We start from the raw sequence: 14,528 nt of genomic DNA, 5'->3' as shown, positions 1-14,528 counted from the left end.
AGGGTATTCCGGTTATACGGAATGCACCGCAAGTCCGGTGACATTCAGCAGGGCTTCCTGAAGCGTTTCTGACAGAGTCGGATGCGCCGCGATAAAGTGCTCCGACATATCCGCCGTCATTTCACCGTTCATCATCATGACCGCCTGACCGATCAATTCCGTCACGTCCGGCCCGATCATTGACACGCCGACGATTTCTCCGAATTCCGGTTCGGCAATGATTTTCATTTTGCCGCCGTGCTGATGCTTAATTAACGCTTTTCCGTTAGCAGAAAATGAGCATTCTCCGATTTTCACATCTCCGTATGTCTCTCTCGCCTGTGTTTCCGTCAGCCCGACAGCGGCCATTTCCGGCGATGTATAAATACAGCGGGGCACCGCCCGCATATTGACTTTGCTGTCCTTTCCCGAGGCATGCGCGGCGGCTGTGATTCCTTCATGAATGGCGGCATGCGCGAGCTGCATGCCTCCGGCCGCATCGCCGCATGCATATATATGAGGCACATTGGTCTGCATATGGTCATTGACTTCAATGCCGCGCGGAGAATACCGGATGCCGGCCTGCTCCAGATTCAAGCCATGCAAACGCGGTTTTCTCCCGATTGCAACCAAAACGTGATCAGCCTGCGCCTCAATTTCTTTGCCGTCTTTTGTCCACACGGCGGTTTTCCTTTCTTTGTCAATCCGTTGAAGGACGGCTTTTGTCTGAATATCAGCCCCGCTGTCTCTTAAAGAGTCTTCAAAAACGGCGGCGATTTCCCCGTCTTCTGCCGGGAGCAGCCGGTCAGCCGATTCAATCACCGTCACTTTCGTTTTAAACCGGCTGAATAAAGAGGCAAATTCACAGCCGATCACACCTCCCCCGACAATAAGCAGGGAAGAAGGAATTTTCTGTAAAGAAAGCGCGTCTTTGCTGTCGATCACCCAATCGCCGTCAAATGGGGCAAACGGCAGCTCCGCCGGTTCAGATCCGGATGCAATCAATATCCGATCCGCTTCCAGAATGTCTTTTGCGCCTCCTTCTCCTTCAACAAGCAATGTCTGCTCTGTGAGAAATGAAGCTGTCCCGCTGATGACTTTAATCTGATTTGCTTTCATTAAGTATTGAATTCCCTGCACGAGCTGGCTGACGATTTGCCGTTTGCGCCCCTGCATGCGGGCCCAATTGAGTGTAATGTTTTGCGGCAGTTCGATGCCGAATGTATCTGCATGCCTGATTTTATCGAGCACATTCGCGCTTTCCAAAAGCGACTTTGTCGGGATGCACCCCTCATTGAGACAAGTGCCTCCGAGCGGCCCTTTGTCGATCAGAACGACTTCTTCTCCCCTCCGCGCGGCAGTCACGGCAGCTGCATATCCGGCAGGCCCTCCGCCGATAATGGCTAGTGTCAATCTCTTCACCCTCTCTATAAAATCAATCCGCCCGGCTCTTCAAGCAGCGCTTTGACCGTTTTCAGGAAGTCCGCAGCCGGTGCGCCGTCACATACTCTGTGATCAAAGGTAAGACTTAGCGGCAGCATGATGCTTTTGACAAGCTCATCTCCTTTAAACGCAGGCGTTTCATAGCTTGCGCCCACTCCGAGAATACCGGCTTCAGGCGGATTAAGAATCGGGGTGAAATGCTCAATTCCGTAACCCCCGAGATTTGTAATAGAAAATGTCGATCCGTGCAGATCATCTCCGGAAGCATTGCCTTCCCGCGCCCGGCGTGCCGATGTACTGATGTGATCCGCAAGCTCAAGGAATGAAAGCTTTTCCGCATCCCGGATCACCGGCACGACGAGACCGTTTTCAAGAGAAACCGCCATCCCGAGGTGGACATATGGATAGGTGATGATCCGCTCCTCTTGATAAGAGCTGTTCAGCTCAGGATGCTGTTTCAGCGCAAGCACCGCGGCCCGGGATACGAAATGTGTGACCGTCAGTTTAACACCGCTCCGCTTTTTCGCGCTGTCGGCGAGCTGCTGCTGCCATTTTACAAGCTCCGTAATGTCCGCTTTCATCGTCAGCGTCAGCTGGGCGCTGTTTTGCAGGCTTTTGTGCATTCGGTCTGCAATCACTTTTCTCATCGCTGAAGCCGGTTTTCCCTCCGGCTGTGCCGTCTGAACCGAAGACTGCGGTTCAGATTCCATCTTCATGGCCTTGATGACGTCAGCTTTTACGATCCTGCCTCCGGGCCCCGTCCCGTTCAGCGTATCAACTTTCACCCCGGCTTTCTCCGCCATTTTTCTGGCAACGGGAGATATTTTCACGCGGTGTTTACGCTTTTGCACGGCTTTGGGAGCGGGAATATGTTCAGGTTCAGATTGCGGTTTCCCTGCATTTTCAGGAGCCGGCGCCTCCTTCTCCCGCACTTCTTCGCCGTTTTCCCCGATATAACAGATGGGCGTTCCCGGCGGGACTCCTTCTCCCTCTTTGACTTTAATGTGAAGAAGCGTGCCGCTTTCAGGCGCTTCTATTTCCATTTCTATTTTTTCCGAGTTAATGCTGGCGATGCTTTCTCCCTTTTCAACCGGGTCGCCGACTTTTTTATTCCAGACGGATACTTCACCTTGCTTCATCGCCATTCCCAGCTTCGGCATTACTACTTTTACAGCCATTCTATATCCCTCCTTTAATTCATTGCCGGCTCGCCAAGCAATTCAAGCGTGACGCTGACAATTTGGTCTGGTGTCGGCAAATATTGATCTTCAAGCACCGGCGAAAACGGCACCGGTGTATGCGGCGCTGTAATTCGCTTAATCGGCGCATCAAGCAAATCAAAGCCCTTATCGGCGACAATCGCAGCAATATCCGTGGCGATGCTGCAGCGCGGATTGGCTTCGTCAATGATGATCAGCCGGTTTGTTTTTTCTAACGATGTGAAAATCGCTTCCTCATCTAAAGGAGACAGACTCCGGGGATCAAGCACCTCGGCATCGATGCCTTTCTCAGAAAGCTGTGCAGCCGCTTCAAGCGCGGTATTAACCTGCTTGCCGACCGCAAACAGCGTGATGTCGCTGCCTTCGCGTTTGATATCCGCTTTTCCGAGCGGAATTGTATAATAATCTTCCGGCACCTCGCCCTTCATGTTGTAGGACGTTTTGTCTTCAAAAAAGAATACCGGATCATTGTCTTCTATTGCCGAAAGCAGCAAACCTTTGGCGTCATATGGATTGGACGGCACAACCGTCTTCAGACCCGGGATGCTGGTGAACAGGCCATACAGCGCCTGCGAATGCTGAGCGGCTGCCCGGAACCCGGCTCCGTATGTGGTGCGGACGGTGATCGGCACTTGCGCTTTACCGCCGAACATATAGCGGAATTTCGCCCCTTGGTTGATCACTTGGTCAAAGCACGTTCCGATAAAATCGTTAAACATCAGTTCCGCAATCGGTCTCAGCCCCGTGGATGCCGCAGCCATGGCCGCACCCATGTAGCCCGCCTCAGAAATCGGTGTATCCAGCACTCGGCTGCGCCCGAATTCCTGTACGAGCCCCTTTGTGACCCCGAGTACACCGCCCCATGCTTCATCATCCTGCAAATGATCGACCGCCGCTCCCCCGGCGACATCCTCACCGATTACAAGCACATTGTCGTCTTTTCTCATCGCAAGCTTCATTGCTTCATTGATCGCGTCCGACATGCTTATGACTCTCGCCATCTCACATTCCCCCTTTTTCATATGACACGTAGACGTCTGTCAACAGCTCTGACTCTTTCGGATATGGACTCTTTTCGCTGAACGAGACGGCTTTTTCAATCGATTCGCTGACACGCTGCTCGATGTCTGACAGTTTATTTGCATCTGTTTCTTTTAGAAGATAGTTTTTAAAGCCTTGAATGGCATCCTTTTCTTCAAGATGCTCAGTCTTTTCATCCTTTGTTTTATAAGTTTGGGCATCTCCTTCGAAATGTCCGTAGTTTCTGTAAGTCATACATTCAATCAAAGACGGGCCTCCGCCGTTTCTTGCTCTTTCTATCGCTTCCCCGGCTGCCTGATAAACCGCTAAAATATCTTTTCCGTCCACCGTGACCCCCGGCATGTTGTAGGCAGCCGCCCGATCGGCGATTGAATCACAGGCTGACGCGTACTCAAATGTCGTGGCTTCGCCGTAGCCGTTGTTTTCGGCGATGAACACGACAGGAAGGTTCCATACTGCCGCTAAGTTCAGCCCTTCATGGAAGGTCCCTTGGTTATTGGCTCCGTCTCCAAAGAAGCAAACGCTTACATTTTTAGTTTGTTTATATTTAGCCGTGAGCGCTGATCCGCATGCGAGCGTAAAGCCGCCCCCGACGATTCCATTTGCGCCTAACATGCCTTTATCAAGATCCGCAATGTGCATAGAACCGCCTTTTCCTTTACACAGTCCGGTCGCTTTTCCGAATATTTCCGCCATCATGCCGTCCAGATCACAGCCTTTGGCGATACAATGGCCATGTCCCCTGTGCGTGCTTGTAATGCTGTCGCCATCATCTAAATGAGCGCACACGCCTGCAGCTACCGCTTCTTCACCGGCATACAAATGGACGAATCCGGGAAGCACTCCTTGCGCGAACAGTTCATGCACTTTGTCTTCAAAGCCCCTGATTTCCAGCATCTTTTGGTACATCCACAGCGCTTTCTCCTCAGTTAATGACAAGCCTTCTCGTTTTAACAATTCCATTTTGTGCGCCTCCTTCTATTTAGGGTTCACACTTATAAATGCAAGAAGCATGCCAGCCTTTGAAGCCCGTAAAATGAATGTTTTTATTTTTACAATGGAGACAGTTTGAGACAGGTGTCTCATTTTGTCTCGATCTGTTCCCTTTGTCTCGTTTTAAGGCATACAAAAAAGACCGGGCATCACCCTGTCTTTGACAATGATCGACGTATTTATTTCCTCGGAAATCTTTTAACTGCTTCATTCTTCTGCATACAGTCTATCGCGGCGTTTGAGTGGTTACACTCTTTTTTTCATATCCGCGTGCTGCAAGTTCATGCTTTTCTTCAACAGCCCGATTCAGCGCTTGAAGCATGTAGCCAATGCCTTTATACGATGACAAAGGCCAGGTGATATGCTGATGCTCTCCGATGACGGCGTTTAGGACGCTTCGGTATTTTTTCCCGCCAAGCATGACAAGCTCGTCGATGTCGGAAAAGCCTTTTTCATGAAATTGACGGCGCAGCTCGTCCGCTGCCATGATCTCCGGATGACCGGTTCCAAAAGTGACATCGTAATTTCCTGGAACAATATCATCCGGACGAAGGAATCCGTGCTTCGCCGACAAAATCACCCACTCATCGAAAAATGCTTTCGCATATTGCTCGCACGCCTGATGAAACGGGCTGAGATAAGCGTCTTCCGCCCTTACCGGACCTGTATCTGAATGGACATCCCAAATTTTTTTCTTGCCGCAGGGGATGATGCACAGTCGTTTCATTTTTCTCTCCCCCTTTATGATGTATCTCCTATCAATGTACCATTATTCGTTTATTTCTGCATGACGGATATGTCTGGGTAAAAGCTGCACACAAAAAGACCCGGAATTCAAACCGAACTCCGGGCCGGATGAAGAGTTGTTTATGTCACTCTTGCTCCATCCCATCAAGATACTTTCTCTCAAAGTCATCGAGCAATGCACGCACTTCATCTGTTGACTTTGTATTCATGCATTGATTTCTTAATTCACTTGCTCCCCGGAATCCGCGGAGATATATCTTGAAAAAGCGGGGGAGCGGTTTATATGCTCGAGCTTCTGCTTTTGAATATTCATCATGAAGATCCAGATGCAATCTCAAAAGATCAAGCAATTCCTTACTGCTATGCTCTCTCGGCTCCTTTTCAAAGGCGAATGGATTAGTAAAAATGCCTCGTCCAATCATAATCCCGTCAACACCGTATTGTTCAGCGAGTTTCAAGCCGGTTTCCCGGTCAGGAATATCCCCATTGATCGTCAAAAGGGTATCTGGCGCGATCTCGTCACGAAGTTTCTTGATTTCCGGGATGAGCTCCCAATGCGCATCTACTTTACTCATTTCCGCTCTTGTACGCAGATGAATGGAAAGATTCGCAATGTCTTGTTTCAGTATGTGTGTCAGCCAGCCGCGCCATTCGTCTATATCCGTGTAGCCGAGTCTGGTCTTCACACTTACCGGCAGACCCCCTGCTTTCGCCGCCTGTATTAATTCGGCTGCAACTTCAGGACGGCAAATCAGGCCGCTTCCCTTTCCATTCCCCGCCACATTAGGTACAGGACAGCCCATATTGATATCCAAGCCCTTAAACCCTAATTCCGCCATCCCAATACTCATTTGGCGAAAGTTTTCAGGCTTATCTCCCCATATGTGGGCAACCATCGGCTGTTCATCCTCCGTGAAAGTCAAACGGCCGCGCACACTATCCTTCCCATCCGGGTGACAATAGCTTTCTGAGTTTGTAAACTCTGTGAAAAACACATCAGGTCTGCCTGCTTCACTCACAACATGGCGAAAAACGACATCCGTCACATCTTCCATTGGTGCCAGTACAAAAAATGGCCGCGGTAATTCACGCCAGAAATTATCTGTCATAACAAATCCAAATCCTTTCATGATGGGATACAGCCAAACCTTTATCCCAAAATTAAAAACTGACCATGCTTCTTTTACACTTATAGCATGTGTCAGCACTTCTTATCAAACGATAGTAAATTTTGAACATTTCATTAACACACATAAATGGTATTAGGTTGAAACAAATCATTCATATTACTTGCTTTTGCTCTAATCAACGTGATCGCCTGTCCTCTTATGTTTCATTTTTTAAAATGAAAATCTGGAGAGGGCCGCGCAAGAAAAAGACCGAAGATCGACAATGCTCATTATTACTAAGAAGACTCTTTAATGTATACTTATGTCTACTTAATCTATTACGCATGCTACCTTCCCCCACATATATACAATTACGAGTTTGGTTTTTTAAATCTGTTACATAAACACCTTTCATTGATCTAAATTTTTGATCTTTTAGCCCATTTTATATGTTCAGGCAAAGGAATTTCAAAATTAATTGTATGATTAGCCTTTCCCTTAATGAAGAATTCCTATGGTAATTTGATTTTCAAATCCATTATCATCTCCTCCAAAAATCCACATTATAAAAAAATTCCCTATTTATCTATCAACGCTTAGCTTGCCTAACATATATCTTTAATAGTAATTACATCTTAAAAATAGACCCACCATTTATCTCTAAGTTTAGCTGTAGGCATAAATTTAAGCTTGCATTCAATGAGTGGAGCTTAATTTTTTTATTCTGCAATTTTTTTAATCTTTTTAATTTCATCCTTCTCTAAACCTAATCTTTGCAATAATTCTTTATCGTATTCGATAAAATCACCTAATTGATCATTATAATATGGGTATTGAACAGTTAAATCATTTATCGCAAGGTTTCTATAATTCTTTTTGACTCTTATATTTCCCAACTCTATTTGTGGAGGATTTTTCAACATATTAATTAGCTTTTCAGATGTTATATTTCCTTCAAAATCTTCGTGATACGGTTTTAAAGATCTATTTCCTATTGAAAAACCCGGAGGATTCCTATCTAAAAACCGAACAAAAGCTGAAGTATCAGCAATATAGCAATCATTATAATACATACTTTCACCAAGCATTGCTGTCGTTACAATAACTTTATAAATATTTTTAGGATGCCATTCTTCTTCTAGTTTCAATTCTTCTCTTACAATGTTTATATTCTCCACGTAATAATCAACAATACGATTTAGTTGCTCGACAGCACTTCTTTCTTTATGGCTTTTATTTATCTTTTCCGTTTCCCTTTGTATTATCTTTATTAAGAAATTATAATATTCCCTAATAGTTAGTGGTTGACCAAAGGCTTTTAATTCTACAAAGAACAAATCATTGTCAATAGTAAAAACTACATCACATTCATATGTTTCACCATTAACAATTCTCTTTAGTCTTTTCGCACCAATATCTAGCTTGTTTAGTTTATTTAATATGTATTCTTCTAATCCAGTACCCTTAAAAGAAATATCCACTTTCTTCTTATTTAACAGAGATATCAATGACATTGAAGGATCTATATGTGATGCCACAGAAGGAATAATAATCAAACTGTCATTATGAACGACAAAAGGACAATCTAACAAATCTTTTGCATCTTGATTAAATTTGAAGTTATTGATGATTTTAAGAGCACTGGCTTGAGTTACTCCCTTTGAAACAAATAAGTTTATCCAGCAAGTTTCAGTTTTCATAATAGTCCAATTATTTAAGTTTAATGGTTTAACTACTTTTGACTCGAATCTTTCCTTTAAATAATTTTCAGCCTCAATTTGAATTACAACGTAAGCTCTAATCCATTCTGCGAGTGACACACCTAAAAGCCTTATATTTAGATCATGAGTGTGTAGAAATTCTCCTATCGCAATACAATAATATGCTTCATTCTCGCAAAGATAATGAGCTGGAGGTAATTTCTTTGCATTTTGATCAATTTTACGTTCCAATTCTGTTTTATCGGCTAAATTAAAATCCGTATACCATTTACTTCTTTGATCCTTAAATCTCACTTTTGAGATTTCTTGTGCATGTAAAAAATCTTCATTCTTGGGCTGGATGTGAATTTTCTTATTATCTATATCAAAATCTGTACCGATAAAACGCCATTTTTGTTCAATGTTCAAAAGAGACGACCACAAATCAAATAGTTCAATATGCTCTCTTGCGACTCTTATGTGACTCATGCGCATAGTTTCAAGTTTTCCTATATTACCTTTTCCACCTCCCATAGACTTCAGTAAACTCCCCGCAAACTCTGCAATACTATCAGCTATACCTAATACACGATTTATATCTTTTTGAGCAGGTAATATTTTTTGTTTACCTTCATCAAACAATGAGATGACGTATGGATACACCTCTTTAATTCTATGTATAGAATTCCCATTAATATACTCAATTAGAGAACCTAACATAATCTCTAAAGAAAGAATAAATGTTATTACCTCTCTCTTCTGAGGAATTTGGTCTAATTTCCTGGATGATCTCAATTTATAAAAATCCTTAAAAATTGAATTAATTATATTAATTTTTTCTTCAAAATTATCAATTAACTTAATATCACTCTTATAAACTGCTTTAATGTTAGATATGACTTTTTTTGATATCTTTTGTCTATTATTGTAGATGTTAAAACAAACGCCTGAGACTCTAACGATTTCTAAAGTATCTTCCAGAGAATTGTTTTGCATAAATTCGTTTAAAAAAGGAATAAATTCCTTTGAATCTTTAAACAAAGCCTCAAGTTCATAATGGTTCCATATTTTCAAGTTGTTCTCTCCTTCTATATTTTTTTCAACAAATCCACTATATATATTTCTCCATTTATGTCTAGCTATAATCAAGACTTCTATCGCATGGGGTTTGTATTGTATATCTATTACAGCTTTATATTTCCGTTACCAAAACCCGCATGCAATTGGATCTTATAGACAGTCAAATCTTCTCCTTGGTTTATAATAACCCAATTAATCTCCCTTATAATAAGCAACTTTATACTTTCCTGAACTTCGCTTATGTACTTTGGGTACGAATTAATTTCTTAATGGGAACTATGAACTATCCCTCATTAAATGAAAACTTCCATTCCTATTAGTTTACTTCCCAATATTTAAATTTATACATACTCTTAAAGGAATCCGTTTGAGATAAGGCAATTTTCTCTGCTTTTCTTTCATCATATGAGGACATACCAGTAATACCAAACACCTCAAATATTATATCCTTGTCTTTATTGATAACGTATCCATCTGGAATAAAACTTCCATAACCTTCTATTGGCAAATAAGGCTTATAAAATGTTAGATTATCTTCACATAACCGATCATATATATTTTTTTCATGAGAACTTTCACAATATAAACCTCTACCAGATATCGGTATTAAACAGTAATTTTTTAGAGTCATACATTTATGATACTTGTCTTCTTTATACACAAAACCTGCTACCACATATTCAGGGCTATGCGGTTCTATTTTTTTCTTGTGTTCATATTCCTCCTTTTCAACATAGAAGCGATTAGTTCGCCCAAAAGCATCTTCACAATACAGAATATCTTTTTTTGTATTATCAAATAGAGTATCTTCTCCAAGCGGTATTACACTATTTACATACATGTAAACAAAATAGATATCTTTTTTTACTTTTACATTCCATATGCCTACTTGTTTATAAAACATCTCGTTTAAAGTTTTTCTTTTTCTCGATAACCTAATTCGAGCCGATATACCATAAACATGTTTAGCTAACTCATATTTATCATTAGGAACTCTATGTTTTTTTCCTAACACCATACTTTCCCACGCCATCATATTTATTCTTGTGGCTAAGCCAAAAATCGTTGATACATTTTTATTAGATCCCGTTCCTTCATGATAAATCACATTATTTCTCACATTACTGTTTCTTTCGTTATTATCCCCTAGCTGAGAAAGATGTAATTCTTTAATTCTAACAATATGTAATCCCTCTTCCTCATCGTAGCTCCAGGCCTTTTCATATGGGCTTGAACCCACAAATTGAGGATGTCGGCAACAATCCTTGGAATGTTTAAATTGTCTGGTAGAATTATATAAATACGGTGATTTTGCATTGGAAACTTTAAGCACTATCTTATCAGAACACTCACACCTTAATTCTATTTCTCCCTTTTCATTCCTAGTTTTTAAGTTTAGTAACAGAGATTCTTTTATAGGTGAATAAGGTAGTTTTGTTATGTTTCCTTTTGGTTTTTCAATTACAATAAATGATTTTTTGACCAATATATCCCTTCCTCCTATATTAAACAGACTACAATTCAATTATAGTTGAAGTTAACACAAAAATCGTTGAAGAATTTCCAAAAATCTTATATTTTAGAATTACTATTAAAAGGAGGAAAAAAGAATCGAAAAGACAGCCAGGGCAAAGGCTGCGCATAAAAAAACCCGGAAATCGGAAATGTTTATACCGAAATCCAGGTCTGATTACGAATTGTTTATTTTAGTTAGACGATTTCAAAACAAGCTTCGCCACAGCTTCCACATGAGCCGTCTGCGGAAACATATCAACAGGCTGAATATATTCGACGCGATAGTCCTTCGACAGCGTCTGCAAGTCTTTCGCCAGTGTGGAAGGATTGCAGGATACGTAGACGAAGCGTTTCGGTTTTACTTTTTTGATGGTATCTAAAAATGTTCTGTCACAGCCCGTTCGCGGCGGGTCGACGATGACCACGTCAGGGCGGAAGCCTTCTTTCGTCCATTTCGGGAGCCAGTGTTCGGCTGTTCCTGTGACATATGCCGCGTTTTTGATGCCGTGTTTTTTGGCGTTTTTCTTCGCATCATCAATTGATTCTTTAATGACGTCCATGCCGCGGATCTCTTTTACGCCGCTTGAAACCCACATGCCGATCGTACCGACGCCGCAATACGCGTCTACGACTTTTTCTTTTCCTGTCAGCTGAGCCGCTTGTTTCACTTCGTCATACAGTTTGACCGTCTGCTCAGGGTTGAGCTGGAAGAAGGCGCGGGCGCTCAGTTCAAATGACACGTCACCGAGCACTTCTTGAATGGCATGGCTTCCGGCCAGCGCTTTTGTTTTGTCACCGAAAATGACGGATGTGCGCGCGCCATTGACGTTTTGAATAATCGATTTCACTTCCGGCAGACGGTTCTGAATGGCTTTGACGATCTCGTCTTTATTCGGCAGTGTCTCTTTCGCGGTGACAAGCACGACCTGCACTTCGCCTGTTTCAAATCCGACTCTCGTCACGATGGTGCGGACATCGCCTTTTTTGGTCCGTTCGTTATAAACGGATACGTTGTGTTTTTCCAAAATACGGCGGACGATACCCGTTGTTTTGTTTGTCGCCGGATGCTGGACAATGCATTCCTTAATCGGGACGATTTTATGGGAATCAAGTCCGTATAAGCCGGCAATGATGCTGCCGCTTTGCGAGCGTCCGACTTGGAACTGGCTTTTGTTCCGGTAATTCCAAGGGTTGTCCATTCCGATCGTATCTTTAATGTTCATTTCTTCGACATTGAATCTCGTATGACGTTCCAGAGACTGAATGACGATGTCGCGTTTTTCGCGAAGCTGCTGGGTGTATGCCAGATGCTGAAGCTGACAGCCGCCGCACTGGTCGTAGACCGGGCATGGCGGCGTGACGCGGTGTTCAGACGGCTTGCGGATTTTTTTGACGCGTGCTTCTGAAAATTTCGGCTGCACATTTGTCGCTTCGGCAACGACTTCTTCACCTGGCAGAGCGCCGGGTACGAAGACAACTTTTTTCTTAAAATAGCCGACGCCCTCTCCGTTAATGCCGAGACGTTTGATGGTCAGCGGAAATGTCTGTCCGATTTTCAATTCGGCAGGCGCCTTTTTTTGATGTTGATTCACGTTTTTTTCTCTCCGTTTCTATATAAAGCCTTTCTCATGGGAAAACGGCTGATTTGAAATATCACATCTTTTCAGTATAACATGCAGCCGGCGGTTCCTTCATGTTTTTCACTGGAAGTTTCCAAAAAATGATCAAAGCGGTTTTTCATTCAATACTTCTCCACAAGTACAAGGACGCATAGCTTAAATACGGCGCCCATTCGCTGCTTACCTGGAGCATCACGTCTTTTGACGGTTTATCCTCTAGGGCGAAGCGGCGTTTGACGGCGTTTTGCAGGCCGATGTCCGCCAAAGGAAACAGGTTCGGACGGCCGAGGCCGAACATGAGGACGTTTTGGACGGTCCACGGGCCGATGCCTCTGATGGCGATCAGCTTTTTCATAATGTCTTCATCCGATAAATGAGAAAGTTCCGCCAGATTGAGCGCTCCGTCTGCAATCATCCGTGAAATGTCAATCGCATATTCCGCTTTTCTCATGCTGAACTGGAGCTCCCGCAAGTCCTGATAATCAAGCGCCGCGATCGTTTTCGGCTCGGGATAGCACCAGACGCCGTCTATTTGTTCACCGAAGGCATGGACGAACCGTTCCGTTAAAGTAAAAGCGAAGGAAAGGTTGAGCTGCTGGTGGATGATGCATTTCATGAGACAGTTGTAGACGTCATATTCCAAGACGAGCGGGGTTCCCGCATGCTCCTCAAAAAGCGCCGACAGATTTGTTTTTGAGAAATGATCAAGTACAGGCTGAAGCGGCTGCTCCCACTGAAAAATGTGTTTGATCCGTTCAATCATCTCTTTGCGGTCCGTTTCTCCGCTGACGAGAAAAACCGGGTCTGCGGCGGTGCCTTCCCCTTGAACCGTGATGACGGACAGTTTGCCGTCCCGTGTTCTGAGCGGCACTTTGATTGACCTTGCTTTAAGATCGACCGCATTCAGCGGATCGAGCGACAGCCTTTCAAGGACTTTATCAAAATGATACGGCGGTGTGACCGAAACCATTTCCTTCCACATATGCTCCACCCCTTTTTGTCCAAGTATATCATGAAGCGGCCGGGCGGCAATTCGTATACTTTTCTTCATAACGCCGCATGATATAATGGCAGGCGGAGGGTTGTTTATGATACATATAACCGCAATCACAACACATAATGAGATATTAGATAATATCCCCCTATCACGTACAGAACAACCGGACATCGCATGGTACTGGATTGATTTTTTCGGCGCTGAGATGCATGAAACCGAGCTGCTGCGGGATTATTTTCATTTTCATCCGCTTGCGATCGAGGATTGCTTTCAGCACATGCAGCGGCCGAAAATCGACCATTATGACGGCTACCGTTTTTATGTGCTCCACGCCTTGAACCCGGACACACTGGAAATGGAAGAGGTGGACATTTTTCAGTCCGACCGTTTCATCGTCAGCTTCCATTTGCACGAATCGCCCGGCGTCTCAAAGGTGAGAGAACGTTTTTTCGCTTCTCCGGGATTAGCCAAAAAAGGGCCCGGGCACATCACTTATATGATTATGGATCAGCTTGTCGATGAATATTTCCCCGTGCTGTACAAAATTGAAGACCGGCTGAATGAAATTGAAGACAGCAGAACCCATAAATCTTATGGCACTTTAATGAACGAAGTGTTTGAATTGCGGACTGATCTTTTGAACCTGAGGCGGACGATCATTCCGATGCGCGATTTAATGTACCGGATTTTGAGCCTTGACCATGTAAAAGAAAGCCGTGAAACGAAGGCATATTTCAGCGATATTTATGACCACCTGTTAAAACTGGCTGAGCTGATCGAGTCAAACCGTGATATGACGTCAGATTTGCGGGACAGCTATGTGACGCTGAATTCAAACCGGATGAACGCCATTATGATGACATTAACCATCGTCTCGACCATTTTTATCCCGCTGACGTTCATCGCGGGGGTTTACGGCATGAATTTCGATAACATGCCTGAACTTCATTGGAAATACGGGTATTTTATCGTTTTGGGCGTAATGGCCGTCCTTGTGGCCGCCATGCTGTTTTGGTTCGCCCGCAAAGGCTGGTTTAATATTTTCAAGTAAGAACGGCTGCCGGCTGTTCTTTTTTTTGAGAAAA

At 43.7% G+C, this 14,528-nt stretch carries 11 protein-coding genes; 1 reads left to right on the top strand and 10 read right to left on the bottom strand.

From position 1 onward, the window contains the following. Positions 1-12 precede the first annotated feature (12 nt). The 10 genes from lpdA to OQ477_RS19400 form a co-directional block, all read right to left on the bottom strand. Positions 13-1,392: a dihydrolipoyl dehydrogenase gene (gene lpdA / locus OQ477_RS19445; protein WP_265973528.1), complete on the bottom strand. Its 1,380-nt coding sequence runs from the start codon at positions 1,390-1,392 to the stop codon at positions 13-15. A gap of 14 nt (positions 1,393-1,406) precedes the next feature. Next, complete coding sequence (locus OQ477_RS19440; protein ID WP_265973527.1) at positions 1,407-2,600, bottom strand: dihydrolipoamide acetyltransferase family protein; 1,194 nt, start codon at positions 2,598-2,600, stop codon at positions 1,407-1,409. 14 nt (positions 2,601-2,614) lie between these two features. After that, entirely contained in the window at positions 2,615-3,643 is a 1,029-nt protein-coding gene (acoB, locus tag OQ477_RS19435) for an acetoin:2,6-dichlorophenolindophenol oxidoreductase subunit beta (RefSeq protein ID WP_007408525.1), read from the bottom strand. 1 nt (position 3,644) lies between these two features. After that, positions 3,645-4,646, bottom strand: coding sequence for an acetoin:2,6-dichlorophenolindophenol oxidoreductase subunit alpha (acoA, locus tag OQ477_RS19430; protein ID WP_003155540.1), 1,002 nt, complete (start codon positions 4,644-4,646; stop codon positions 3,645-3,647). A gap of 256 nt (positions 4,647-4,902) precedes the next feature. Next, complete coding sequence (locus OQ477_RS19425) at positions 4,903-5,403, bottom strand: DUF6884 domain-containing protein (protein WP_265973526.1); 501 nt, start codon at positions 5,401-5,403, stop codon at positions 4,903-4,905. 145 nt (positions 5,404-5,548) lie between these two features. After that, a complete protein-coding gene (locus OQ477_RS19420; protein ID WP_007408522.1) occupies positions 5,549-6,532 on the bottom strand; it encodes a tRNA dihydrouridine synthase in 984 nt (327 codons plus the stop codon). Between the two features lie 719 nt (positions 6,533-7,251). Continuing rightward, positions 7,252-9,306, bottom strand: coding sequence for a hypothetical protein (locus OQ477_RS19415; RefSeq protein WP_265973525.1), 2,055 nt, complete (start codon positions 9,304-9,306; stop codon positions 7,252-7,254). A 322-nt stretch (positions 9,307-9,628) separates the two neighbouring features. Further along, positions 9,629-10,798, bottom strand: a complete 1,170-nt coding sequence (locus OQ477_RS19410) for a hypothetical protein (RefSeq protein ID WP_052941788.1) — start codon at positions 10,796-10,798, stop codon at positions 9,629-9,631. A gap of 220 nt (positions 10,799-11,018) precedes the next feature. Continuing rightward, positions 11,019-12,419: a 23S rRNA (uracil(1939)-C(5))-methyltransferase RlmD gene (rlmD, locus tag OQ477_RS19405; RefSeq protein ID WP_265973524.1), complete on the bottom strand. Its 1,401-nt coding sequence runs from the start codon at positions 12,417-12,419 to the stop codon at positions 11,019-11,021. Positions 12,420-12,564: 145 nt separating this feature from the next. Beyond that, entirely contained in the window at positions 12,565-13,428 is an 864-nt protein-coding gene (locus OQ477_RS19400; protein WP_045206994.1) for a DNA-3-methyladenine glycosylase family protein, read from the bottom strand. A 106-nt stretch (positions 13,429-13,534) separates the two neighbouring features. On the opposite strand from OQ477_RS19400, the gene corA reads away from it, so the two are divergent. Continuing rightward, positions 13,535-14,494 (top strand): magnesium/cobalt transporter CorA, encoded by a 960-nt coding sequence (gene corA / locus OQ477_RS19395; protein ID WP_007408518.1) that lies wholly within the window; start codon positions 13,535-13,537, stop codon positions 14,492-14,494. Positions 14,495-14,528 lie beyond the last annotated feature (34 nt).

Origin of the sequence: Bacillus sp. ChL18 (assembly GCF_026241425.1) — a bacterium.
Taxonomy (GTDB): Bacteria; Bacillota; Bacilli; order Bacillales; family Bacillaceae; genus Bacillus; species Bacillus velezensis.
The sequence above is the reverse complement of the archived record's forward strand: the minus strand, read 5'-3'. Positions and strand labels throughout refer to the sequence as shown.